Origin of the sequence: Verminephrobacter aporrectodeae subsp. tuberculatae (assembly GCF_026127385.1) — a bacterium.
Taxonomy (GTDB): domain Bacteria; phylum Pseudomonadota; class Gammaproteobacteria; order Burkholderiales; family Burkholderiaceae_C; genus Acidovorax; species Acidovorax aporrectodeae.
Map to the genome: position 1 here is coordinate 716517 of NZ_QZCX01000002.1, position 24668 is coordinate 741184.

Consider the following 24668-nt stretch of genomic DNA (forward strand, 5'->3'; position numbering starts at 1 on the left):
TCACTGCGCCGGGTCGCGCATTTCCCGGCGGATGGCGTCGATGGCCTGCAGCAGTTCGGGCGACAGGCGCGTTCCCCAGGCGTTCAGGTTTTCGTCGAGCTGCGCGGCGCAGGTCACGCCGATGATGCTGCTCGCCACCTGCCACTTGGTGTAGCAGAACGCGAGCGCCATCTGCGTGGGCGTCAGGCCGTTGGCGCGGGCCAGCGCGTTGTAGCGGCGCGCGGCCTGCAGCGCCTCGGGGCGCCCCCAGCGCTGCCCGCGCATCGACTCGTAGACGGTGATGCGCGCGTCCTTGGGTGCGCTCGGGCCCGTGGTGCCGCCCGCGTCGTACTTGCCCGTGAGCAGGCCAAAGCCCAGCGGCGAATAGGCGAGCAGCGATACCGCGAGCCGGTGGCAGGTTTCGTCGAGCGCGTTTTCCCAGCTGCGGTTGATCAGGCAGTACGGGTTCTGCACCGTGGCCACGCGCGGCAGGGCGTGCTGCTCGGCCAGGCGCACGAACTCGTGCACGCCGTAGGGCGTCTCGTTGGACAGGCCGATGCAGCGCACCTTGCCCGCCTGCACCAGCCGCGCCAGCGCCTGGAGCTGCTCGTGGATCGGCGTGCTCGATGCCTCCTTGGCCGGGTCGTAGTACAGCGCGCCGAACGCGGGCACGTGGCGCTCGGGCCAGTGGATTTGGTACAGGTCGATGACGTCGGTGCGCAGGCGGCGCAGGCTGCCCTCGCACGAGGCCGCGATGTCCGCCGCCGTCATGCCCCGGCCGCTGCGCACCCAGGGCATGCCGCGTCCAGGGCCTGCGACCTTGGTCGCGAGCACCAGCTTCTGGCGTGCGCCCGGATTCTTCGCCAACCAGTTGCCGATGATGCGCTCGGTGGCGCCGCAGGTCTCGGCGCGGGCGGGCACCGCGTACATCTCGGCGGTGTCGATGAAGTTCAGGCCGCGCTCCAGCGCGCGGCTCAGTATGGCGTGCGCGTCGGCCTCGGCGACCTGTTCGCCGAAGGTCATGGTTCCCAGGCAAATGGGGGTGACGCGCAAATCGCTCTGGCCAAGTTGGATTTTTTGCATGGGTGGGACCGGACGGCGGGCAGCGGAACGAGCGCGCAGGATAATGGATTTCCACGCCCTGCACCCTGCGGTGCGCACCCGCCCGAACCCCTGCCGACTCCACAGCCCCGCCCCCATGTACCAACCCCGCCAAGCTTCGCGCAGCAGCACACTGGCGCTGCGCCATCTGAACTACCACGTGCGCCACTGGGGGCCGCAGGACAGCCCCCGGCCCGCGCTGGTGCTGCTGCACGGCTGGATGGACGTGAGCGCCTCGTACCAGTTCACGGTGGACGCGCTGCGGCAGGAGCGGCGCATCATTGCGCCCGACTGGCGCGGCTTCGGGGGCACGTCGAGCGCGCAGGCGGACCATTATTTCTTTCCCGACTACCTGGCCGACCTGGACCTGCTGCTGGACCACTGCGCCCCGGGTCAGGCCGTCGATCTGGTGGGGCACAGCATGGGCGGCAACGTGGCCATGATGTACGCCGGCGTGCGGCCCGATCGCGTGCGCCGGCTGGTCAATCTGGAGGGCTTTGGCCTGCCGGCCACACAGCCCGCGCAGGCCCCCGCGCGCTACGCGCAATGGATCGACGAGATCCGGCAACTGCACCAGGGCGCGATGGCCCTGAAGACCTACGACAGCGCCGACGGCGTGGCGCGCCGCCTCATGCGGACCAACCCCCGCCTGGCGCGGGACAAGGCCGAATGGCTGGCGCAGCACTGGGCGCGACCCAACGCCCGGGGGCAGTGGGAAATCCTCGGCGACCCCGCGCACAAGATCACCAGCGCGCAGCTCTTTCGCGTGGACGAGGTTCTGGCCATGTACGGGCGCATCAGCGCCCCGGTGCTCGCCGTCGAGGCCGACGCCAACAGCCTCGGCCAATGGTGGGGCGGCGAGTACACGCTGGACGAATACCACCAGCGCCTGCGCCATGTGCGCGACTGCCGCAGCGCCGTGGTGCGCGACGCCGGCCACATGCTGCACCACGATCAGCCCGGGCAGGTCGCGCAGCTCATCGAGCAGTTCCTGGACGCCGCGTGAGCGCAACAGCCTCGGCCAATGGTGGGGCGGCGAGTACACGCTGGACGAATACCACCAGCGCCTGCGCCATGTGCGCGACTGCCGCAGCGCCGTGGTGCGCGACGCCGGCCACATGCTGCACCACGATCAGCCCGGGCAGGTCGCGCAGCTCATCGAGCAGTTCCTGGACGCCGCGTGAGCGCCCCGGAAGGGCCGCGCCGTTGTTCCCAGTTGTTCACAAATCCCGCCCGGGCAGCGTCCCGTGAGAAAATCGCGCGCCCACAAACCCACAGAACCGGCAGGACACCATGGACGCAGAACGTATCAACCTCATCGGCAACACCCTCTCTGACCTGATCGGGCGAACGCAGGCGTTGCGGAGGTATCTTTGACTTCGATGCCAAATTCGAACGCCTGAGAACCGTCAACGCAGCGCTGGAGGACCCGGCGGTCTGGAGTGATCCCCGCAAGGCGCAGGAGCTGGGCAAGGAAAAGAAGGCCCTCGACGGCGTGGTGCTCACGCTCGACAGGCTGGTGCGCGAGCTCGCGGACAACGCCGAGCTGTTCGCGCTGAGCCGGGAAGAAAACGACACCGCCGGCTTGGCGGCGATCGAAGCCGAAACCGCCAAGCTCAGGCCCGAGATCGAAGCGCTCGAGTTCCGCCGCATGTTCGGCAACGAGGCCGATCCGCTGAGCTGCTTCATCGACATCCAGGCGGGCGCGGGCGGGACCGAGGCCTGCGACTGGGCCGGCATGCTGCTGCGCCAGTACCTGCGCTACGCCGAGCGCAAGGGCTTCAAGGCCGCAGTCGAGGAGGAAACGCCGGGCGACGTGGCGGGAATCAAGAGCGCCACGATCAAGGTCGAGGGGGAATACGCCTACGGCCTGCTGCGCACCGAAACCGGCGTGCACCGCCTGGTGCGCAAGAGCCCGTTCGACTCCTCGGGCGGGCGCCACACGAGCTTTGCCAGCCTGTTCGTCTACCCCGAGATCGACGACTCGATCCAGATCGACATCAACCCGGCCGACGTGCGCACCGACACCTTCCGCGCCAGCGGCGCGGGCGGCCAGCACATCAACAAGACCGACTCGGCCGTGCGCCTGACGCATATTCCCACGGGAATCGTCGTGCAATGCCAGGACGGCCGCAGCCAGCACGGCAACCGCGACATCGCGTGGCAGCGCCTGCGCTCGCGCCTGTACGACCATGAAATGCGCAAGCGCCAGCAAGCGCAGCAAAAGCTCGAAGACAGCAAGACCGACGTCGGCTGGGGCCACCAGATCCGCAGCTACGTGCTGGACAACAGCCGCATCAAGGACCTGCGCACCAACGTCGAAATCTCGGCCACGCAAAAGGTGCTCGACGGCGACCTCGACGCCTTCATCGAAGCCTCTCTGAAGCAGGGCCTGTGATGCGCACCGAAGCCATCATCTTCGACATGGACGGCACCATGGTCGATTCCATGCCCTGGCATTCCCGGGCCTGGGGCGAGTTTGCGCGGCGCCGCGCCGTGCCGATCGACCTGCCCGACTTCATGTCCCGCACCACGGGCCGCAACGGCGCCGAATGCCTGCACGAACTGCTCGGCCGCGCGCTCGTGCAGGACGAGGTGGACGCGCTCACGCGCGAGAAGGAAGACATCTACCGCGAATTGTTCGCGCCGCACTTCGCCGAGGTCGCGGGCTTTCGCCGCTTTGCCGCAGAGGTCGCCGAGCGCGGACTGAAGGTCGCCGTGGGAACGGCGGGCGACATCCACAGCGTGCGCTTCGTGCTGTCGCAGCTTGGCATGGAGCCTGCGCCCCTGGCCATCGTGCGTGGCGACGAGGGGCTGCCCGGCAAGCCCCGGCCGGATATTTTTCTCGAGGCGGCGCGGCGCATCGCGGCGCAGCCCGCGCATTGCATCGTCTTCGAAGACGCTCCCTTCGGCATCGAAGCCGCCCGGCGCGCGGGCATGCGCGCCGTGGCCATTTGCAGCACGCACAGCGCGCAGGAACTCGCGGGCCCGCACGTGCTCGCCGCCGTGCGCGACTACACCGAACTCATGAACACCGACTTTCTGGAGCGCATCCATGTTGCCACTGCATGAGGCCGATACCGGTGGCGACGGCGCAGGCCCGGCGCACGCCATTCGCCGCGAGGACTACTGCGCGCCCGCATTCTGGATCGACAGCGTGGATCTCACGTTCGACCTGGACCCCCAGAAGACGCGCGTGCTCAACCGCATGACGCTGCGCCGCAACCCGGACCTGGCCGCGCAGCCGCTGAGACTCGACGGCGAGGACCTGAACCTGGCGCGCGTGCTCGTCGATGGCCAGGGTTGCTCGTTCAAGATGGAGGGCCAGCGCCTGGTGCTGGAAAAGCTGCCGGACAGCGCGCCCTTCACGCTGGAGATCTTCAGCACCTGCTGCCCGGTGAAGAACACGCAGCTCATGGGCCTGCACATGAGCCAGGGCAGTTTCTTCACGCAGTGCGAGGCCGAGGGTTTTCGGCGCATCACCTACTTTCTCGACCGCCCGGACGTGATGGCCAGCTACAGCGTCACGCTGCGTGCCGACCGGGCCCTGTACCCGGTGCTGCTGTCCAACGGCAACCTGGTCGCCAGCGGCGCGCTCGAGGGCGGGCGCCACTTTGCGCGCTGGGTCGATCCGCACAAAAAACCCTGCTACCTGTTCGCGTTGGTCGCGGGCAAGCTGGTGGCGCGCGAGCAGCGGATCAGGAGCCTCTCGGGCCGCGAGCACCTGCTGCAGGTGTACGTGCGCCCCGGTGACCTGGCCAAGACCGAGCACGCGATGCGCGCGCTGATGCACAGCGTGGCCTGGGACGAGGCGCGCTTCGACCTGCCGCTCGACCTGGAGCGCTTCATGATCGTCGCGACCAGCGACTTCAACATGGGCGCCATGGAGAACAAGGGCCTGAACATCTTCAACACCAAGTACGTGCTCGCCAGCGAGGCCACCGCCACCGACACCGACTACGCGTACATCGAAAGCGTGGTCGGCCACGAGTATTTCCACAACTGGACGGGAAACCGCGTGACCTGCCGCGACTGGTTCCAGCTGAGCCTCAAGGAAGGGCTCACGGTGTTTCGCGACCAGGAGTTCAGCCAGGACCTGGCGGGCAGCGCGTCGGCCCGCGCCGTCTTGCGCATCAAGGACGTGCGCGTGCTGCGCACCATGCAGTTTGCCGAAGACGCCGGCCCCATGGCGCACCCGGTGCGGCCCGACAGCTACGTCGAGATCGACAACTTCTACACCGTCACCGTCTACGAAAAGGGCGCCGAGGTGGTGCGCATGATGCATACCCTGGTCGGGCGCGAAGGCTTTGCGCGCGGCCTGAGGCTGTACTTCGAGCGCCACGACGGCCAGGCCGTGACCTGCGACGATTTCGCGCAGGCCATTGCCGACGCCAACCCGGCGAGCGCGCTGGCGCGCCTGCTGCCCCAGTTCAAGCGCTGGTACAGCCAGGCCGGAACGCCGCGCGTGCGCGCCTCGGGCAGCTACGACGCGGCCACGCGCTGCTACACGCTCAGCCTGGCGCAAAGCTGCGCGCCCACGCCCGGCCAGCCCGACAAACAGCCCTTCGTCATCCCCGTGGAACTGGGACTGCTCAGCGCCAGCGGCGCCGCCCTGCCGCTGCACCTGGCGGACGCGGCCCCGCACGCTGCGGCGTCAGACGAGGCCACACACCTCGTGGTGCTCACCGAAGCCGAGCAGACGCTGGTCTTCAGCGACCTGGACGGCGAACCCGTGCCCTCGCTGCTGCGCAACTTCAGCGCCCCCGTGCTGCTGGACATGGCCTGCACCGACTCCCAGCTGCTCACGCTGCTGGCGCACGACACGGACCCGTTCAACCGCTGGGAGGCCGGCCAGCGGCTGGCGCTGCGCAGGGCCATGGCGGCGATCGCCGACAAGGCATGCGGCGCCAACGGCCGCATCGGGCAGCCGATTCTCTGCGCGGAGTTCGTCGCGGCGATGCGCGGCGTCCTGCGCCACCCCACGCTCGAGCCGGCCTTCAAGGACTTGGTGCTCATGATGCCGTCGGAGAGCTACATCGCCGAACAGCTCGACGTGGTCGATCCGCAGCGCGTCCACACCGTGCGCGAAGCCATGTGCGAGCAGCTTGCGCTGGCGTTGCACGCCGACTGGGTCTGGGCCTGGGAGCAGAGCCAGAGCCGCGGCGGCTACTGCCCCGACCCGGCGTCGTCCGGCCGCCGCGCGCTCGGCGGTCTGGCGCTGAGCTTGCTGTGCCTGGCCGCCCGGAGCACGGGCGACACGCTCTGGCCCGCAAAGGCCTACCAGTGCTTCAAGGACGCGACGAACATGACCGAGCGCTTCAACGCGCTCGTGGCGCTGGTGTCCTGCGACAGCGAACTCGCGGCCCCGGCGCTGGCGCGTTTTCATGCGCAGTTCCGCGACGAGCCGCTGGTCGTCGACAAATGGTTCGCGCTGCAGGCGACGGCGTTCGACCGTGGCGGCAACGTGCTGCCCGTCGTGCGCCAGCTCATGCAGCACCCGGACTTCAACCTGAAGAATCCGAACCGCGCGCGCAGCCTGCTCTTTGGCTATTGCAACGCCAACCCGGGCGCGTTCCATCGCGCGGACGCGGCGGGCTATGTGTTCTGGCGCGAGCGCGTGCTCGAAATCGACCCCATCAACCCCCAGATCGCCGCGCGCCTGGCGCGCGCGCTGGAGCACTGGAAGAAACTGGCCGAGCCCTGGCGCAGCGCGGCGCGCGAGGCGATTTCGCGCGTCGCTGCGAAACCCGATCTCTCCCCCGACCTGCGCGAGGTGCTCAACTGCGCGCTGGAGTGAACACCCCCGAGCCTGTTTCATGGGCCGTGGGGGACGCGTAGCATCATGGAAAACCGCAAGGAAAAACCAGCATGACGAAGCGCATCAGCCTGACCCGCTACCTCGTCGAACAGCAACGGGCCGACGGCCTGATTCCGGCGCAGCTGCGCCTGCTGCTCGAAATCGTTGCGCGCGCCTGCAAGAGCATCAGCCACGCCGTGAACCAGGGCGCCCTGGGGGGCGTGCTGGGCAGCGCAGCGAGCGAGAACGTGCAGGGCGAGATTCAGAAAAAGCTCGACATCATCGCCAACGAGGTGCTGATCGAGGCCAACGAATGGGGCGGCCACCTCGCGGCCATGGCGTCGGAGGAAATGGCCGGAATCTACCCGGTGCCGAACCGCTACCCGCAGGGCGAATACCTGCTGCTCTTCGACCCGCTGGACGGGTCGAGCAATATCGACGTGAACGTGAGCATAGGCACGATCTTCAGCGTGCTCCGAAAGCCCGACGGCGCGCGCGACGTCGCGGGCAGCGACTTCCTGCAGCCCGGCAGCCAGCAGGTCGCCGCCGGCTACTGCATCTACGGCCCGCAGACCACGCTGGTGCTCACCGTGGGCGCGGGCGTTGCGCTGTTCACGCTCGACCGCGAGCAGGGCTCGTTCCTGCTCACGCAGGAAAACCCGCGCATCCCCGAGGACACGCAGGAATTCGCGATCAACATGAGCAACCAGCGCCACTGGGACGCGCCCGTGAAGCGCTACATCGACGAATGCCTGCAGGGCCGCGAAGGCCCGCGCGGCAAGGACTTCAACATGCGCTGGATCGCCAGCATGGTCGCCGACGTGCACCGCATCCTCACGCGCGGCGGAATCTTCATGTACCCCTGGGACCGGCGCGAACCCGAAAAACCCGGCAAGCTGCGCCTGATGTACGAGGCCAACCCCATGGGCTGGATCGTCGAGCAGGCCGGCGGCGCGGCGACCAACGGCAGGCAGCGCATCCTGGACATCCAGCCCACCCAGTTGCACGAGCGCGTGAGCGTAATCCTCGGATCGAAAAACGAGGTGCAGCGCGTGACGGACTACCACCGCGGGCTATAATGCCCGTTTTTCGCCGGTGTAGCTCAGTTGGTAGAGCAGCTCATTCGTAATGAGAAGGTCGGGGGTTCGACTCCTCTCTCCGGCACCACAAGCCTCTGAATTCCTGATGCGCAGGTGATAGCGCAGGACCAAGGAGGCTTTTTTCATGCCCATGCCCATGGCCCATGCCACTGCCTCGCGTTACTCGGTGTCTTCAAATACCAGGGACACAGGGACCATGATGCGCGCTGTCTGCGCGAGCTCGTCGAGCACCCGGTTGGCGAAGTAACTGTGCGGCGTGTCGGGTTCGAGCGCTGCCACGGCCAGATGCGCGCGGGGCTGGTTCAGTGGCACGTAGAAGCTGCCCGCAGGCAGATCGATGGCACGGCGCTGCACGGCCACCTGCACGCGCACGGTTTCCGGGTCGCCCGCGATCGGGCCGCGCACGCCGGATTCATGTGCCGTTTCGTGATAGGTTTCGGCCAGCGCCGTTCCAGACTCGGCAATGCGCATGACCTGCAGGCCCAGCAGCCGCAGGCGCTCCACGGCGGCCGTGGAACTGGCTGCCAGCCAGTAGCCGCAGGGGCGCGCGCGCGACTTGGTGGGGCGCAATGCCAAGGTGGAGTCCCAATCGACGTGGATGGAGCGCTGCGCGCCCGTTTCGGGGTCCAGGAAGTCCAGGTTGCGCTGGCCGGGGGTGGCCGCGGCTTCGAGCACCACCTGATCGCGGCAGGCCTGGGTGCTTACCTCCCGCTCCACGAAGGACTGCACCCGCTTCAGATCGGTGGCCCGTTTCACCGTGCTTTTCAGGACGCTGGTAATGGCCGTGACCTGCGTGTGCACGCGGCGCTGGATATGCATGCGGCCGATGCCCACGCCGCGCGTCGCGATCATCAGGCTCACGGCGTTCTTCAGACCGTTCACGTTGCGTCCCGTATCGGGCTGCGCCGTGCCCATGGAGATGCGCTTGTCCTGCGGATCGGTCGGGGTGGTGTAGTACCAATCGCTCGTCAGACCCTGCGCGGTGAGCGCCTGCGTCATGGGCTCGAAGTACCACTCCTGCGAGGCCCGGGTCAGGAACTCGGGATAGTTCGCCGTGGTGGTGTATTGCAGCAGCGCGTCGTAGCGCTGGACGGCGTTGAATTTCTGCAGGTAGCGGCCGGCGACGGTGAACTCGTGCGCCTCGACGACCAGGACCGGCCGGTACTCGCTGACCAAGCGGGCGAGCGCGCGCGCCTCGGGGGTGTTCAGCAGCAGGTGGTCGTGGTTCATGTCCACACCATTCGCGGTGTTCCGGGTGCCCGCATCGATCCCGTCGGGATTCGCGCGCGGCACCACGATCACCTGGATGTGTTTCAGCAGACCCTCGAGCATGCCCTGGGCCAGTTCCCGGCTGATCACGAGCAGGGCCTCGGTGCTCGCGGGTTCGTCGCCGTGCTGCGCGCCGATGAGCAGCACCGTGGGCCGGTCGCTGGTGTCCGGGCTGGCGCGGTCCGTTGCCGGATCGCCGGTGAGCAAAAGACCCAGGATGGGTGCACCGCGCTGCGATTTGCCGGCATGGAACACCCGGGCGAGCTTGTTCGGCGAGCGTGCCTGCGCGGCGATGGACTCCAGCCACTGGCCCAGTTCGGCATTCGTGGTGAAGGCCCTGCGCCCGGGGGCCAGCCCGGGCGTGTCGTAGACCGTGGGGGGATCGGGAAATTTTGCGCTCACGCTGGCGCCATACGGCGGCGTTCCGCCGGATGGCGCCGGCGCGACCGGTGGCGGTGGGGCGACGGGCCGCGCCGCGCCAGGTGTTTGGGCTGCGGGAGCCGTGGGCCACGGGGGCAGCGGCGTGCTGCTGCATGCCGTCAGCAGCGCTGCTGCGAGCGCGGTGCAGGCCGATGCAGGCCAGGAGGACAGGCGCCGGGGCGGTGCGCAGCGGCGCAGAAAGGAGCGCAGGAGCATGGTGGATTCTTCCGATGGATGCGCTCAGCCTGCCGGTGCGTGGCGCAGCAGATGCGCGTGCACGGCGCCGGCCTTCAAATGGCGGTGCAGCGCGAGCCCCAACGGCGCCAGTTGCGCGTCGCTCCAGGCGTCGGGCGCCTCCAGGTAGATGAAGCCACTGGCCGCCAGCGCGCGGGTGGCGCAGCGCAGCGCGGGGCCGGACAGTGCGCTGTTGAATGGTGGATCGAGCAGCACCAAGTCGATGCTCGCAGGCGCCGCCCGTTCCAGCGCGGCGATGCCGTCGCCGCGCTGCACGCGCACGGTGTCCGCCCGCAGGCGCTGCTGCAGTCCGTGCAGGCGCTCCACCAGCGCGGCGTCGCGCTCCACCAACTGCACGGCCGCCGCGCCGCGCGACGCGGCCTCCAGCCCCAGGGCGCCGGTGCCGGCAAAGGCGTCCAGGCAGCGCCAGCCGCGCAGGTCCTGGCCGAGCCAGTTGAACAGGGTTTCGCGCACGCGGTCGGGCGTGGGGCGCAGGCCGGGGTGCCGGGCCACGGGAAGCCGTGTGCGCTTCCATTGCCCGCCGATGATGCGGATCGCACCCGCCGGCGCAGCGTCCAGGCTTCTTGCGCTCCGGGCAGCGCGCACCGGGTGGCTCATGGCTGCCCCCCGACCACCACGGTCACCATGCGTTCGGGCTGGAGCTTGCGCGCCATGGCCGCGCGCACCTCGTCCACGGTCAGGGCCTGCACCTTCCGGCTCCACTGCTCCAGATAGTCCAGCGGCAGATCGTTCCAGGCGATGTTGGCCACGTTGCCGAGCAGTTTCTTGTTGCTGTCGATGCGCAGCGCAAAGCCGCCGACCAGGTTGTCCTTGGCGGCGCGCAGCTCGGCCTCGGTGGGGCCTTCGGCGATGAAGCGGGCGAGTTGCGCGCGCGCAACCTCGACGGCCTCGGCGGCCTGGTCGGGGCGGGTCTGCAGGCCCACGGTGAAGGCCCCCGCGTGCAGGCCGGGGGCAAAGTAGCTGTAGACGCTGTAGCTCAGGCCGCGCTGTTCGCGCAGCGCATGCGTCAGGCGCGAGACGAAGCCGCCCCCGCCCAGAATGTGGTTGCCCACCAGCAGCGCCAGAAAGTCCGGGTCGCGCCGCTGGAAACCGGGTTGGCCGATGAGCACGTGGGCCTGGGCCGACGCGAACGGGATGCGCTGCTCGGCGGGCGCGGTCAGGGCCGCGACCTCGCCCACGTCCGGCAGCGGTGCGCAGTCCGGGGTCGCGGGCAGGCGCGCGAGCAGCGTGGCCACCAGCGTCTGCGCCTGCGCGCGCGAGACGGCGCCGACGATGCTCACGCGCGCGCGGCAGGCGGCGACGTGGCGCGCATGAAAGTCCTGCAGGTCGGCGACGCCGATGCGCGCGAGCGTCTGCGGCGTGCTGCGCTGGCCATAGGGGTGGCTGCCGTACACGGCTGCCGCAAAGGCCTGTTCGGCCACGGTTGCGGGGTGCGTGTCGGCCTCGCGCAGGCTCGCGCTCCAGCGCGCGCGCTCGCGCTGCCAGAGTGCCTCGTTCCATTCGGGTTCGGCAATCTGCCGGGCCGCCAGGCGCGCGGCGTGTTCGAGCAGCGGCGCGTCGGTCAGTGTGCGCAGCCAGTAGTGCAGTGTGTCGTTGTCGGCCCGGGCCTCGAAGCCCGCGCCCAGGTCGGCCCAGGCTTCGCCCAGGGCGTTCTCGTCCAGCGGCGGCTCGGCGCCCTTGCCCTGCACGCCCTTGCTGGCCATGGTGGCCACGGCGCCGGCCAGGCCCGCCTGCGCGGCCGGGTCGCGGCGGCTGCCCGCGTCAAAGTCGATCTGCACGTCCACCATGGGGATCACCGGGCTGTGCACCAGCCAGACCCGGGCGCCGCCCGGCTCCGTCCAGTGCTCGATGGGCAGGAGCGCCCAGGCGCATGGGGAGGAGAAGAACCAGGCGGCGCCAATGAGCAGGGCGCGCATGGCGATGTGTTGGGTGCTGCGCATAGAAAGGGAGATCGGCCTGGGCGGGTTCAACGGATGGTCGTACCGGGGGGGAGCACGGGGCGCCCGCGCGGGGCGTCGAGGGGTTGCGGCAGCAGGGTGGCCACGGTCAGCTGGTCGTCACCAAAGTACTTCGCGGCCACGGCCTGCACCTGCGCGGAGGTGACCGTGCGCAGCAGGGCGAGCAGGCGTTCCCGGGCGTCCAGGGGAAAGCCCTGGGCCCAGTTGCTGCCCAGTTCCTGCGCCTGGCTGAACACCGAGTCGCGCTCGTACACGGAGGCGGCGATCCACTGCGTTTTGACCCGCGCGAGTTCTGCCTCGCCAACCCCCTCGCGGGCCACGCGGGCGACTTCGGCGCGCAGCGCGTCTTCCACCTGCTGCGCCGTCTGGCCCGCCGCGGGCACGCCGCTGAGCATGAACAGACCGGGCCCCCGCCCCATGACCATGGCCGCGCTGTTGGCGCTGTCGGCCACGCGCTGCTCGCCCTGGGTCAGCGCGCGATCGAGCCGGGCGCCGCTGTAGCCATCGAGCACGGCCGACAGCACCAGCAGCGCCAGCGCGTCGCGGTCGGCGTCGCCGGGGTTCTCCATCTGGTCGAGGCAGGGCGCACGGAACGCGAGCGCCACATAGGCCTGCTCGGCCGGCGCCTTCACGGCAATGCGGCGCAGGCCCCGCTGCACGGGTTCGGTGCGCGGCTTGCGCACGGGCAGCGCGCGCGCGGGGATTGCGCCGTAGTACTTCTGCGCCAGCGCGCGCACCTGCTGCACGTCCACGTCGCCCGCGATCACCACGGCGGCGTTGCCGGGCTGGTACCACTGGCGGTGGAAGGCGCGCACGTCCTCGGGCGTCATGGCGTCCAGATCGCTCATCCAGCCGACGACGGGGTGGCGGTACGGCGCCGCGGTGAAGGTGGTGGCAAAGAGCTGCTCGGCCAGCACGGCGCGCGGCTGGTCCTCGGTGCGCAGGCGGCGCTCTTCCTTGACGACCTCGATCTCCTTGCGGAACTCTTCGTCGGGCCAGTGGTTGTTCGCGAAGCGGTCCGATTCCAGCCGCATCGCTTCCTCCAGGTGTTCGGAAGGAATCTGCTGGTAATAGCCGGTGTAGTCGCGGCTGGTGAAGGCGTTCTCATTCCCGCCCAGGGCCGCCACGCGGCGCGAGAACTCGCCCGGCGGCAAGGTCCTGGAGCCCTTGAACATCATGTGCTCGAGCGCATGCGCCACACCCGTGGTGCCGTCCACCTCGTCCATGGAGCCGGTGCGTACCCAGAGCATGTGCACCGCAGTGGGCGCGCGGTGGTCGGGCTGCACGATGAACTGCATGCCGTTGCTCAGCGTGAACTGCTGTGCACCGGAGTCCGTGGCCGTGGCGTCGGCGCGGGAAACCGGTGGCGTTGCCGCAGCTGCGCACGCCATGGTGCAGGCTGCGCTGAAGATGCAGCGGGCCAGCAGGCCCGCGAGGGGAGAAACGTGTTTCATAGAATGGCGCCATTCTAAGAGCCCTGCCAATGTTCAGCTTCTTCAAAAAAACGCCCGCACCGGCTGCGGCACCCGCGCCGACCGCCGCCGCACCGGCAGCGCGCGGCGGCTGGGTCGAGCGCCTCAGGGCGGGCCTGCGCAAGACGGGCAGCAGCATCGCCACGGTATTCACCGGCACGCAAATCGACGACGTGCTGTATGAGGAACTGGAGGCCGCGTTGCTCATGGCCGACACCGGCGTGCCGGCCGCCGCGCGCTTGCTGGCCGACCTCAGGCGCCGCGTCAGGGAGGGCAAGGCCGCCGACCCCGCCGCCGTCAAGGACCTGCTCGCGGATGCGCTCACCGACCTGCTGCGCCCGCTGGAAAAAAACCTGGTCATCGGCGCGCACAGGCCCACGGTGATCATGGTGGCGGGCGTCAACGGCGCGGGCAAGACCACGTCGATCGGCAAGCTCACGAAACATCTGTCGGACGCAGGCGCTGCGGTGCTGCTCGCGGCGGCGGACACTTTCCGCGCCGCAGCGCGCGAGCAATTGGGCGTCTGGGCCGAGCGCAATACCGTCGAGATCGTGAGCCAGCAAGGCGGGGACCCCGCCGCCGTGGGCTTCGACGCCGTGACCGCCGGCCGGGCGCGCGGCAGGGACGTGGTGCTGGTGGACACCGCCGGCCGCCTGCCCACGCAACTGCACCTGATGGAGGAGTTGAAAAAAATCCGCCGCGTGCTCGCCAAGGCCGACGCGAGCGCGCCGCACGAGGTGCTGCTGGTGATCGACGGCAACACCGGGCAGAACGCGCTCGCCCAGGTGCGCGCATTCGACGACGCATTGCAACTCACCGGGCTGATCGTGACCAAGCTCGACGGCACGGCCAAGGGCGGCGTCCTGGCCGCCATCGCGCAGGAGCGGCCCATCCCCGTCTACTTCATCGGCGTGGGCGAGAAGCTCGAAGACCTGGAGCGCTTCGACGCGCGCGAGTTTGCCCAGGCCCTGCTGGGTTGAGAGTCCGCAAGGAATTCCGATCGCTGCACGCGGCGTGGGCGCCGCGTCCGGCGCTCACACGCAGCGCGCCCCGTCCACCTCGATGCACACGCCGCTGATGAACGCGGCCTCGTCGCTCGCCAGATACAGCGCGGCGTGCGCCACGTCCAGCGCGCTGGAGAAGCGCCCCAGCGGGATGCTCGCGAGGAACTGGGCGCGGCGGGCCTCGTCCACGGGGCCGCCGGCGAACTCGGCCGCCAGGCCGGTGTCGGGGTTGAACACGGGGTTGATGCAGTTCACGCGGATGTTTTCCGGCCCCAGTTCCGCGGCCATGGACTTGCTGGTGGTGATGACTGCGCCCTTGGAGCCGTTGTACCAGGTGAGGCCGGGGCGCGGGCGCAGCCCGGCGGTGGAGGCGATGTTGATGAAGCTGCCGCCGCCGGCCTGGCGCATCACGGGAACGGAGTGGATCGCCGTCAGGTAGAGGCTTTTCACGTTGACGGCGTAGACCCTGTCGAACTCCTCCTCGCCGACTTCGAGCAGGGGGCGGTTGCGGTGCGTCCAGCCGGCGTTGTTCACCACCACGTCGAGCCGGCCGTACCGCTGCAGGGCCTCGTCCACCAGGGCCTCGACCTGGGCCGAACAGGTCACGTCGGCCCGGAAGAAAGCGGCCTGACCGCCTGCGGCGCGGATCTCCGCCGCGACGCGCCGGCCACCGGCTTCGTCGATGTCGTTCACGATGAGCCTGCCGCCTTCGGCGGCCAGGCGTTTCGCAATGCCCTCGCCAATGCCGCTGCCGGCGCCGGTGACGATGATGGATTTGTGCTGTACGCGCATGGGGGCCTCTGTGGATCGTTCGGGTTCGGGTGTCAATCAGGTGGGTCGTCGGAGCCTGCCGCGCAGGCGTGCGCCCACGCGGGAAAATATCGCCGCGCATGATAGGCCATGGGCGGGCGTCGCGTGAGCGCGCACTCCCGGCCGCCCTTTCGGGGTCGCTGCGCCGGGTCCTTGGGTCCGCAGCTTCTTACAATCGCCGGGATTGAGAAGGGACTGCCCGCGTGGGCGGCGCCTTCCGCGGTTTTTCCCAACAGCGTTTCTGCACCGGGCGCACAAACAAGGCTCATCCATGTCCACCAGCCAACACGCGAAAGTTCTGATTCTCGGCTCCGGCCCGGCGGGCTACACCGCCGCGGTGTACGCCGCCCGCGCGAACCTGAACCCGGTGCTCATCACCGGAATGGCCCAGGGCGGTCAGCTCATGACCACCACCGACGTGGACAACTGGCCCGCCGACGTGCATGGCGTGCAAGGCCCGGACCTGATGCAGCGCTTCCTGGAGCACGCCGAGCGCTTCAAGACGCAAATCGTCTTCGACCACATCCACAAGGTCGACCTCGGCCAGCGCCCATTCACGCTGGCGGGCGACAGCGGCAGCTACACCTGCGACGCGCTGATCCTGGCCACCGGCGCGTCGGCCAAGTACCTGGGACTGCCTTCGGAACAAGCCTTCATGGGCAAGGGCGTCTCCGGCTGCGCGACCTGCGACGGATTCTTCTACCGCGGGCAGGACGTCTGCGTGGTGGGCGGCGGCAACACGGCGGTGGAGGAGGCCCTGTACCTGGCGAACATCGCCAGCAAGGTCACCCTGGTGCACCGCCGCGACAGGTTCAAGGCCGAGCCCATCCTCGTGGACAGGCTCAACGAGAAGGTGGCCGCCGGCAGGATCGAGCTCAGGCTGTTCCACACGCTCGACGAGGTGCTGGGCGACGGCACCGGCGTGACGGGCGTGCGCATCAAGAGCACGCAGGACGGCAGCACGCAGGACATCGCGCTGCAGGGCTGCTTCATCGCGATCGGTCATGCCCCGAATACCGAACTCTTCCAGGGCCAGATCGAAATGGAAAACGGCTACCTCATCACCCGGGGCGGTCTCAAGGGGTTTGCCACGCAGACCAGCGTTCCCGGTGTCTTCGCTGCCGGCGACGTGCAGGACCACGTCTACCGCCAGGCCATCACCAGCGCAGGAACGGGCTGCATGGCGGCGCTGGACGCGCAGCGCTTTCTGGAGCAGGGCGCGTGATCGAATCAGGCTATACTGCGCAGCTTTGCCAAATTTGGCCCGTCGTTTCCACGGCGCGCCGGGCAGGGCAATCGATCGGGTCCAACCCGGGGTTACCGCCACCCTTCTTTCTGGCGAGGTGAGGCCACTCGCTGCCTTCGGGTTTCCGAGGTGCCGAGGGGCTGTTCAAAAATCGGAGTGTCCTCATGGCACGCGTCTGCGACGTAACGGGCAAGAAGCCCATGGTCGGAAACAACGTTTCCCACGCCAACAACAAAACCCGGCGCCGGTTCCTGCCGAACCTGCAATACCGCCGTTTCTGGGTCGAGAGCGAGAACCGCTGGATCCGCCTGCGGGTCTCGAGCGCGGCCCTGCGCTTGATCGACAAGAACGGTATCGACTCGGTGCTCGCAGACCTGCGCGCACGGGGTCAGGCTTAAAGGAGAAGCACCATGGCAAGCAAAGGTGGACGCGACAAGATCAAGCTGGAATCCACGGCGGGTACCGGCCACTTCTACACCACGACCAAGAACAAGAAGACCATGCCCGAGAAGATGGCGATCATGAAGTTCGATCCCCGGGCGCGCAAGCACGTCGAATACAAGGAAATGAAGCTGAAGTGATTCAGCCCTGTGGCGATCGGGGCCCGGCTCAGTGCAGGCGAGAGGGCCTGTCCGGGATCGGGCCCTGATGCCAGCACCGGCGGGTTCGGGCCTCGCCGGTCGTTTTTTGTGGGCGTAAAAAAACCGCTGCGGTCCAGCGGTTCAATGCTTCGAAAACCGCCACCGGTTCTCGTTAAACTTGGTGCCCAGGAGAGGACTCGAACCTCCACGATGTTACTCGCTAGTACCTGAAACTAGTGCGTCTACCAATTCCGCCACCTGGGCATTTCAGGAAAGACCGAGATTGTATAGCAAAAAAAATACCCCTCCCGGTGCGCAGCCCGCGCATTTCTCGGACGAGATCGAGGGCAGCGCGCAGGGGCACCGGGACGGACACGGTTTCGTCGTTCGCGACGATGGCGAGGGCGACATCTATATCCCCCCGAACGAAATGCGCGCCGTGCTGCACAAGGACCGCGTGCGCGTGCGCATCGTGCGTCAGGACCGCCGCGGCCGCCCCGAGGGCCGCGTGCTCGAGATCATCGAACGCCCGCCCCAGCCCATCATCGGCCGCCTGCTGCAGGAAAGCGGCGTCTGGCTGGTGGCGCCCGAGGACAAGCGCTATGGCCAGGACGTCTTGGTTCCCAAAGGGGCCACCGGTGCTGCGCGGCCCGGGCAGGTCGTGGTCGTCGAGTTGATCGAGCCGCCCGCGCTGTTCGGGCAGCCCGTGGGCCGCGTCACCGAGGTGCTCGGGGAGGTGGACGATCCGGGGTTGGAGGTCGAGATCGCGGTGCGCAAGTACGGCGTGCCGCACGAGTTTTCTGCCGCCTGTCTGGCGCAGGCGAAGGAGCTGCCGGACAAGGTGCGCGCGCAGGACAAGAGGCGCCGCGTGGACCTGACGGACGTGCCCCTGGTGACCATCGACGGCGAGGACGCGCGCGACTTTGACGACGCCGTGTACTGCGAACCGGCCAGGGTGGGGCGCAGCAAGGGCTGGCGCCTGCTGGTGGCGATTGCCGACGTGAGCCACTACGTGGAGACCGGCAGCGCCATCGACGTGGACGCCTACGACCGGGCCACCAGCGTGTACTTTCCGCGGCGCGTGATCCCGATGCTGCCCGAGAAGCTGAGCAACGGACTGTGCTCGCTCAACCCCGAAGTGGAGCGTTTGTGCATGGTCTGCGACATGCTCGTCACGGCCAAGGGCCAGGTGCACGCGTACCAGTTCTACCCGGCGGTGATGTACAGCCACGCGCGCTTCACGTACACCGAGGTCGCTGCCATCCTGGCGAACACGCGCGGACCCGAGGCCGGCAGGCGCGGCGAGCGCGTCCGGGACCTGCTGAACCTGCACGACGTGTACCGCGCGCTGCTGCTCGCGCGCCGTGAGCGTGGTGCGGTGGACTTTGAAAGCACCGAGACGCAGATCGTCTGCGACGAGAACGGGCGCATCGAAAAAATCGTTCCGCGCACGCGCAATGACGCGCACCGGCTCATCGAGGAGGCGATGCTCGCGGCGAACGTGTGCAGCGCCGACTTCATCGCCCAGGGGGGGCAGCCCGGGCTGTTCCGCGTGCACGAGGGCCCCACGCCCGAGAAGCAGGAGATGCTGCGCGGCTACCTCAAGTCGATGGCCGTGGGCATGACGATCGGCGACGACCCCAGGCCCGCAGAGTTCCAGGCGATCGCCGAGGCCACCCGGGACCGGCCCGACGCCCAGCAGATCCACACCATGCTGCTGCGCTCCATGCAGCAGGCGATTTACACGCCGACCAACAGCGGTCACTTCGGATTGGCGTTCACGGCGTACACGCATTTCACGAGCCCGATCCGGCGCTACCCCGACCTGCTGGTGCACCGCGTCATCAAGGCCATTCTGTGCGGGACCCGGTACCGGCTTCCCGTGCTGCCCACTCCGGGAGAGGCCCAGGCCAAGCTGGTCAAGCGGCTGGCGGCGCGCGGGGCCGCGCCGGGCGCCGGGGCGCGCAAGGATGCGCCGCCGCCGAGCCGCGAAACCCAGGCCTGGGAGGCGGCGGGCCTGCATTGCAGCGCCCACGAACGCCGGGCCGACGAGGCCAGCCGCGACGTCGAGGCCTGGCTCAAGTGCCGGTACATGCGCGCGCATCTGGGCGAGGAATTCAGCGGTGTGGTGAGCACGGCCACGGGCTTCGGCATCTTCGTGACGCTGGACGCGATGTACGTGGAAGGGTTGGTGCACATCACCGAACTGGGCGGCGAGTACTTCAAGTTTGACGAGGCGCGCCAGGAACTGCGCGGCGAGCGCACGGGAATCCGCTACGCGATTGGCACGCGGGTGCGCGTGCAGGTGAGCCGGGTGGACCTGGACGGCCGCAAGATCGACTTTCGCCTGGTGCGCGAGGGCGAGGAACTGCCCGAGCGTGCGTCCAAGGACAAGGGCTCCGCAGGCGCTGGCGCGAACGCCCGCAAGGCGGGCGGGCGCAGGTCGGGCAAAGCGGACAAGGTGGACGCGGCGCCAGCGGCCACCGGGCTCGCGGGGCGCACGCGCGAGCGCGCCGCGCGTGCGCCCGCCGCCTTGCTCAAGGCGGGCGCCGAGAAGGTGGTCGCGCAGAAGGCCGTCAGAGCCAAGGCGCGCAAGCCGCGCCGCAGCTGACTTGGCGCGCGAGCGCGCTGGCCGTGAGCGCCCGCCCGGCGGGCCACAGGTCGGCGGCCAGGCCATGGGCGTAGACCGCCTCGCTGGCCGCGCGCAACGCGCCCGTGCCTGCCGCCAGGCGCGCGCCCACCATGCCGGCCAGGACATCGCCCGTGCCGGCGGTGGCCAGCCGCGCATTGCCCGTGGGGTTGATCGCAGGCGCATGGCCCGGCGCTGCGATCACGGTTCCTGATCCCTTGAGAACGGCCACGCAGTCGAAGCGCGCGGCCAGTTCCCGGGCCGCGCCCAGCCGGTCCGCCTGCACTGCGGCCGTGTCCAGCCCGAGCAGCCGGGCGGCCTCCAGCGGGTGGGGGGTGAGCACGGTGGGCAGTCCCTGCCGGCCGCGCGCAGCCACCAGCGCGTGCAGGGCGGCGTCGGCGGCGAGGGTGTTCAGGGCGTCGGCGTCCAGCACCAGGCGCGCCGAGCGCGCGATGACTGCGCGCAGCACCTGGCCCACCGCCTGGCCCCCGCCGCAGCCGCAGACCACGCTGAGCCGCTCCAGTGCCAGGGTGTCGAAGCGGCGGAACATGAGCTCGGGCTGCTGCGTGTCCAACGGCAACTGCCCGTCGTCCAGCAGGGCCAGCAGTACCCGGCCCGCGCCGCTGTGCAGTGCCGCGCGCGCGGCGAGCAATGCGGCGCCGCCCATGGCCATGCCGCGCGCCGCGAGTCCTTCGCCGCCGACCACGGCCAGGTCGCCGTAGCTGCCCTTGTGGCTGGCGTGCGCGCGCGGCGCTGTCGGCGCGGGGCCGGACAGCCAGGCGCTGGGCGGCTCGGTCCCGGGCGCAACGCCCAGGTCGTCGAACCACACTTGGCCGGCGGCGTCGCGCCCCGTGGCGGTGAACAGGCCGGGCTTGAGGCTGAGCAGGCTCAGCGTGTGCCGGGCCGGGTGGCAGGCGGCGGGGCCGGGTTCGGCGGGGGCAAAGCCTGGTGCAAATTGGCCGGTGTCCGCGTCCAGTCCGCTGGGCAGGTCTGCTGCCAGCACGGGCGCGGGGCTGCTGCGCAGCGCGTCCAGGCAGGCGCGCAGGCGTGCGTCGGGAACGCGCGCCTGCGCGCCGACGCCAATGCCCAGCAGGGCGTCGATGCACAGGTCGCAGGCCCGGAGGCCATCGGGCGCGACGTCGGCCCATTGCACTGCGGGGGTGGCCCGGGCGCGCTGCCAGGCGGCCTGCGCGTCGGCAGGGGCCGCGTCGGGGCGACCCAGCCAGGTCAGTACCACCTGGCGCCCATTGCGTTGCAGGTGCCGGGCCGCCTCCAGGCCGTCGCCGCCGTTGTTTCCGGGGCCGCATGCAATCCATACCGTGCGGGCATGCGGCGCCAGTGCCTGCGCCAGCTGCGCGAGCGCAAGGCCTGCGCGCTGCATCAGCGTGTGCGCGGGCAGCACGGCTGCGGCCGCATGCTCGATGCGGCGTGTCGCGGCGGTATCGAACAGGGGATGGGGCTGGTGCGGGCTGATGCGCTGCATGGCGGGCCGTGGAGGAGGGCTTGCTGCTATTGTTTTTGCGGTATCGGTGGTGTCGATGGTATCGGCCCGACCGGCAGTTCCCCCGGCGCAGCGCTGGCGGTCGCGGGCGGGCTCGGGGAGGAGCATGGGCGTGCTAGAATCTCCGGGTTTTGCTGGATGCTGCCCCATGCCCCCAAGGGTAGCGCGGGGGGCGGGGCTGTGCAAGCTGGCAATGTCCGATGAGGGGCAGTGCGCTACGCGAGCCCGGACGAGTGCATGCGCGGCGGCCGCGGCAAAACCAATCGCAAACCAGCCCCGGAAAGGTGTTGCGTCTGTCGTGCCGAGCACCGACAGCGCAAGTATTGGGGCTGGATTTCAGACCCAACCTTTGGAGTGTTTTTTTATGCAAGTCACCATGCGCGAAATGCTGGAGGCCGGTGTCCATTTCGGTCACCAGACCCGCTTCTGGAACCCCAAGATGGCCCCCTACATCTTTGGCCATCGCAACAAGATCCACATCATCAACCTGGAAAAGTCGCTGCCGCTGTTCCAGGAGGCGCAGAAGTTCGTCAGGCAACTGGCCGCCAACCGCGGCACCATCCTGATGGTGGGAACGAAGCGCCAGGCGCGTGAAATCCTGGCCACCGAGGCGCAGCGCGCCGGCGTGCCCTTCGTCGACCAGCGCTGGCTCGGCGGCATGCTGACGAATTTCAAGACCGTCAAGACCTCGATCAAGCGCTTGAAGGACATGAAGACGCAGCAGGAGGCCGGCCTCGACAGCCTGAGCAAGAAGGAGCAGCTGACGTTCTCGCGCGAGATCGAGAAGCTGGAAAAGGACATTGGCGGAATCCAGGACATGGCGGTGCTGCCCGACGCCATCTTCATCATCGACGTGGGCTTTCACAAGATCGCCGTGGCCGAAGCCAAGAAGCTCGGCATTCCGATGATCGGCGTGGTCGATACCAACCATTCACCCGAGGGCATCGACTACGTGATCCCGGGCAACGACGACTCGGCCAAGGCGGTGACGCTGTACGCGCGCGGGATCGCCGACGCGATCGTCGATGGCCGTGCGAACGCGGTCAACGAAGTGGTCAAGGCCATCGTGTCCGAGAACTCCGACGAATTCGTCGAGGTGCAGGAGCCCGCAGTCTGATCTCCCGGCTGCGCGCTGCGTCGCAAACCAAACCAAAGTGGGGCTGGTGAGCCCCCTTTTTTTCAGCCCGGATCCAGACCGGGTCCGATTCAACCGACAAGGAAGGAATACGACATGATGGCTGCAATTACTGCAAGCATGGTCGCCGAACTGCGCGGCAAGACCGACGCGCCCATGATGGAATGCAAGAAGGCGCTGACCGAGGCGGGCGGCGACATGCTCAAGGCCGAGGAACTGCTGCGCGTCAAGCTCGGCACCAAGGCGGGCAAGGCGGCGTCGCGCATCACCGCCGAGGGTGTGGTGGCCTGCCATATCAGCGACGCCGGCGACGGCACCCGGGGCGCCCTGATCGAGGTGAATAGCGAAACCGACTTCGTGAGCAAGAACGACAGCTTCATTGCGCTGGCCCGGGCCGCAGCCGAACTGGTCGCCCGGCACCGGCCCGCGGATATCGCCGCGCTCGGCGCGCTGGCCTACGCGCAGGACGGGTTCGGTCCGACGCTGGAGGACGTGCGCCGGGGCCTCGTCGGCAAGATCGGCGAGAACATGTCGTTTCGCCGCTTCGAATACTTTGGCAGCGGTGACCGGCTGACCTCGTACCTGCACGGCACGCGCATCGGTGTCGTGGTCGCATTCGACGGCGATGAAACCGCCGCCCGGGACGTGGCCATGCATATCGCCGCGATGAAGCCCGTGGCCCTGACCAGCGCGCAGGTGCCCGCCGCGCTGATCGACAAGGAGCGCGCGGTGGCAAGTGCCAAGGCCGCGGAAGACAAGGCCCGGGCCGAGGCCGAGGGCCGGCCCGGGCAGTCCGACGAAATCGTCGCCAAGCGCATCGAAGGCGGCGTGCAGAAGTACCTCAAGGAGGTCGCGCTGTTCGAGCAGGCTTTCGTGAAGAACGACAAGCAGACCGTGGCGCAGATGCTCAGGGCCGCCGGCACCACGGTCAAGGGCTTCACGCTCTACGTCGTGGGCGAGGGCATCGAGAAGAAGGTCGACGATTTCGCCGCCGAAGTGGCCGCCCAAGTCGCTGCCGCGAAGGCCGCCGCCTGATCGTTCCCGTCCCGTCCCGCCACCGGAGAAATTTGCCATGCCGCACGCCGCACCAGTCCACAAGCGCATCCTGCTCAAGCTGTCTGGCGAGGCGCTGATGGGCGACGACGCTTTCGGCATCAACCGCGCGACCATCGTGCGCGTGGTCGAGGAGATCGCCGAAGTCACGCGCCTGGGTGTCCAACTGGCGGTGGTCATCGGCGGGGGCAATATTTTTCGTGGCGTGGCCGGGGGCTCGGTCGGAATGGACCGCGCAACGGCCGACTACATGGGCATGCTCGCCACCGTGATGAACGCGCTGGCGCTGGCCGACGCGATGGACAAGCAGGGTCTGGTGGCGCGGGTGATGTCGGCCATCGGCATCGAGCAGGTGGTCGAACCCTACGTGCGGCCCAAGGCCCTGCAGTATCTCGAAGAAGGCAAGGTCGTCGTGTTTGCCGCGGGAACGGGCAACCCGTTTTTCACCACCGATACCGCAGCCGCGCTGCGCGGCGCGGAAATCGGCGCCGAGGTGGTGCTCAAGGCGACCAAGGTGGACGGCGTTTATACTGCCGACCCCCAGAAGGACCCCAAGGCCACGCGCTACACGAAGCTCAGCTTCGACGAGGCCATGGCGCGCAATCTGGGCATCATGGACGCGACCGCGTTCGCTCTGTGCCGCGACCAGAAGCTGCCCGTGCGGGTGTTCTCCATCGTCAAACATGGCGCCTTCCAGCGCGTGGTGATGGGAGAAGACGAAGGTACGCTGGTCTACGCCTGACCACCTGCATGGGGTCGCCGTTCCCGAGGAGAAAAAATGACGCTTGCCGAAATCAAGAAAACCGTGGAAACCAGGATGGACCAGTCCATCACGGCGTTCAAGAGCAATCTGCAGAAAATCCGCACGGGCCGCGCCAACCCGGCGTTGCTCGACACGGTGCAGGTCGAGTACTACGGCGCGCTCGTGCCCCTGAGCCAGGTCGCGAACGTGGCGCTGATCGACGCGCGCACCATCAGCGTGCAGCCCTGGGAAAAGGGCCTGGGCGCGAAGATCGAAAAGGCCATCCGGGAGAGCGAGCTGGGCCTGAATCCGGCTTCGGTGGGCGATCTGATCCGCGTTCCCATGCCGCCCATGAGCGAGGAGCGCCGCAAGGAAATGACCCGGCTGGCGCGCACCGAGGGCGAGAGCGCCAAGATCGCCGTGCGCAACCTGCGCCGTGACGCGAACGAATCCGTGAAGAAGCTGGTGCGCGACAAGCTGGCGTCGGAGGACGAGCAAAAGCGCGCCGAGGCCGACGTGCAGAAGTTCACCGACCGGCACATCGCCGAGATCGACGCGTTGGTGGTGGCCAAGGAGCAGGAAATCATGGCCGTCTGAAGGCCCTCATCGGTTCTCA

21 protein-coding genes, 2 tRNA genes and 1 pseudogene are annotated in these 24668 nt (G+C 68.7%); 16 read left to right on the forward strand and 8 right to left on the reverse strand.

Annotation, left to right across the window (positions count from 1 at the left end; genetic code table 11):
- Window positions 1-1062 carry an aldo/keto reductase gene (locus D5041_RS11245; protein WP_265284754.1) on the reverse strand — a complete coding sequence of 354 codons (1062 nt, stop codon included), beginning with the start codon at window positions 1060-1062 and terminating at the stop codon, window positions 1-3.
- 115 nt (window positions 1063-1177) lie between these two features.
- Between D5041_RS11245 and D5041_RS11250 the strand changes: the two genes are divergently transcribed.
- The 7 genes and pseudogenes from D5041_RS11250 (at window position 1178) to D5041_RS11280 (ending at window position 8044) form a co-directional block, all read left to right on the forward strand.
- A complete protein-coding gene (locus D5041_RS11250) occupies window positions 1178-2086 on the forward strand; it encodes an alpha/beta fold hydrolase (RefSeq protein ID WP_265281412.1) in 909 nt (302 codons plus the stop codon).
- A 4-nt stretch (window positions 2087-2090) separates the two neighbouring features.
- Window positions 2091-2264 (forward strand): annotated as a pseudogene (locus tag D5041_RS11255) (alpha/beta fold hydrolase); the annotation flags it as partial.
- Window positions 2265-2373: 109 nt separating this feature from the next.
- Window positions 2374-3478, forward strand: a protein-coding gene (gene prfB, locus D5041_RS11260; RefSeq protein ID WP_265284755.1) for a peptide chain release factor 2 whose coding sequence is annotated in 2 segments (ribosomal slippage) — window positions 2374-2454 and window positions 2456-3478 — 1104 coding nt in all. Because the reading frame shifts where the segments join, the coding sequence is not laid out codon by codon here.
- Window positions 3478-4152 (forward strand): HAD family hydrolase, encoded by a 675-nt coding sequence (locus tag D5041_RS11265; protein ID WP_010105825.1) that lies wholly within the window; start codon window positions 3478-3480, stop codon window positions 4150-4152. Before prfB ends, D5041_RS11265 begins: the two co-directional genes overlap by 1 nt.
- Window positions 4136-6877: an aminopeptidase N gene (gene pepN / locus D5041_RS11270; RefSeq protein WP_265284756.1), complete on the forward strand. Its 2742-nt coding sequence runs from the start codon at window positions 4136-4138 to the stop codon at window positions 6875-6877. Before D5041_RS11265 ends, pepN begins: the two co-directional genes overlap by 17 nt.
- A 71-nt stretch (window positions 6878-6948) precedes the next feature.
- Window positions 6949-7956, forward strand: coding sequence for a class 1 fructose-bisphosphatase (locus D5041_RS11275; protein WP_265257303.1), 1008 nt, complete (start codon window positions 6949-6951; stop codon window positions 7954-7956).
- 12 nt (window positions 7957-7968) lie between these two features.
- A tRNA-Thr gene (locus D5041_RS11280) sits at window positions 7969-8044 on the forward strand.
- Window positions 8045-8136: 92 nt separating this feature from the next.
- Here D5041_RS11280 and D5041_RS11285 read toward each other — a convergent pair.
- The 4 genes from D5041_RS11285 to D5041_RS11300 are packed head-to-tail and all read right to left on the reverse strand — an operon-like array spanning window position 8137 to window position 13333.
- Window positions 8137-9882, reverse strand: coding sequence for a M14 family metallopeptidase (locus D5041_RS11285; RefSeq protein ID WP_265284757.1), 1746 nt, complete (start codon window positions 9880-9882; stop codon window positions 8137-8139).
- Between the two features lie 24 nt (window positions 9883-9906).
- Entirely contained in the window at window positions 9907-10518 is a 612-nt protein-coding gene (rsmD, locus tag D5041_RS11290; protein WP_265284758.1) for a 16S rRNA (guanine(966)-N(2))-methyltransferase RsmD, read from the reverse strand.
- The gene (locus D5041_RS11295) at window positions 10515-11861 is read right to left on the reverse strand and encodes a M16 family metallopeptidase (RefSeq protein ID WP_407702259.1); all 1347 of its coding nucleotides are present in this window, start codon (window positions 11859-11861) and stop codon (window positions 10515-10517) included. Before D5041_RS11295 ends, rsmD begins: the two co-directional genes overlap by 4 nt.
- A 26-nt stretch (window positions 11862-11887) precedes the next feature.
- Complete coding sequence (locus D5041_RS11300) at window positions 11888-13333, reverse strand: M16 family metallopeptidase (protein WP_265284759.1); 1446 nt, start codon at window positions 13331-13333, stop codon at window positions 11888-11890.
- Window positions 13334-13362: 29 nt separating this feature from the next.
- On the opposite strand from D5041_RS11300, the gene ftsY reads away from it, so the two are divergent.
- Complete coding sequence (gene ftsY / locus D5041_RS11305; RefSeq protein WP_010110217.1) at window positions 13363-14331, forward strand: signal recognition particle-docking protein FtsY; 969 nt, start codon at window positions 13363-13365, stop codon at window positions 14329-14331.
- Window positions 14332-14385: 54 nt separating this feature from the next.
- On the opposite strand, the gene D5041_RS11310 is transcribed toward ftsY, so the two are convergent.
- Entirely contained in the window at window positions 14386-15147 is a 762-nt protein-coding gene (locus tag D5041_RS11310; protein ID WP_265281405.1) for an SDR family oxidoreductase, read from the reverse strand.
- Between the two features lie 289 nt (window positions 15148-15436).
- On the opposite strand from D5041_RS11310, the gene trxB reads away from it, so the two are divergent.
- The 3 genes from trxB (at window position 15437) to rpmG (ending at window position 16992) form a co-directional block, all read left to right on the forward strand.
- Window positions 15437-16390 carry a thioredoxin-disulfide reductase gene (gene trxB, locus D5041_RS11315; protein ID WP_265284760.1) on the forward strand — a complete coding sequence of 318 codons (954 nt, stop codon included), beginning with the start codon at window positions 15437-15439 and terminating at the stop codon, window positions 16388-16390.
- Between the two features lie 185 nt (window positions 16391-16575).
- Window positions 16576-16809 (forward strand): 50S ribosomal protein L28, encoded by a 234-nt coding sequence (gene rpmB / locus D5041_RS11320; RefSeq protein ID WP_010110214.1) that lies wholly within the window; start codon window positions 16576-16578, stop codon window positions 16807-16809.
- Between the two features lie 12 nt (window positions 16810-16821).
- Window positions 16822-16992 carry a 50S ribosomal protein L33 gene (gene rpmG, locus D5041_RS11325; protein ID WP_010110212.1) on the forward strand — a complete coding sequence of 57 codons (171 nt, stop codon included), beginning with the start codon at window positions 16822-16824 and terminating at the stop codon, window positions 16990-16992.
- 179 nt (window positions 16993-17171) lie between these two features.
- Here the strand turns inward: rpmG and D5041_RS11330 are convergent.
- Window positions 17172-17256 (reverse strand) — tRNA-Leu (locus D5041_RS11330).
- Window positions 17257-17275: 19 nt separating this feature from the next.
- On the opposite strand from D5041_RS11330, the gene rnr reads away from it, so the two are divergent.
- The gene (gene rnr, locus D5041_RS11335; RefSeq protein WP_265284761.1) at window positions 17276-19603 is read left to right on the forward strand and encodes a ribonuclease R; all 2328 of its coding nucleotides are present in this window, start codon (window positions 17276-17278) and stop codon (window positions 19601-19603) included.
- Here the strand turns inward: rnr and D5041_RS11340 are convergent.
- A complete protein-coding gene (locus D5041_RS11340) occupies window positions 19569-21104 on the reverse strand; it encodes an NAD(P)H-hydrate dehydratase (protein WP_265285084.1) in 1536 nt (511 codons plus the stop codon). The genes rnr and D5041_RS11340 overlap by 35 nt on opposite strands.
- Window positions 21105-21486: 382 nt before the next feature.
- Between D5041_RS11340 and rpsB the strand changes: the two genes are divergently transcribed.
- The 4 genes from rpsB to frr all read left to right on the forward strand — a co-directional run bounded on the left by rpsB (window position 21487) and on the right by frr (window position 24649).
- On the forward strand, window positions 21487-22239 hold the full coding sequence (gene rpsB / locus D5041_RS11345) for a 30S ribosomal protein S2 (RefSeq protein ID WP_010105949.1): 753 nt from the start codon (window positions 21487-21489) through the stop codon (window positions 22237-22239).
- A gap of 117 nt (window positions 22240-22356) precedes the next feature.
- A complete protein-coding gene (tsf, locus tag D5041_RS11350; RefSeq protein WP_029554470.1) occupies window positions 22357-23292 on the forward strand; it encodes a translation elongation factor Ts in 936 nt (311 codons plus the stop codon).
- 37 nt (window positions 23293-23329) lie between these two features.
- On the forward strand, window positions 23330-24052 hold the full coding sequence (gene pyrH, locus D5041_RS11355; protein ID WP_010105951.1) for a UMP kinase: 723 nt from the start codon (window positions 23330-23332) through the stop codon (window positions 24050-24052).
- Window positions 24053-24088: 36 nt separating this feature from the next.
- Window positions 24089-24649, forward strand: coding sequence for a ribosome recycling factor (gene frr, locus D5041_RS11360; RefSeq protein WP_010105953.1), 561 nt, complete (start codon window positions 24089-24091; stop codon window positions 24647-24649).
- Window positions 24650-24668 lie beyond the last annotated feature (19 nt).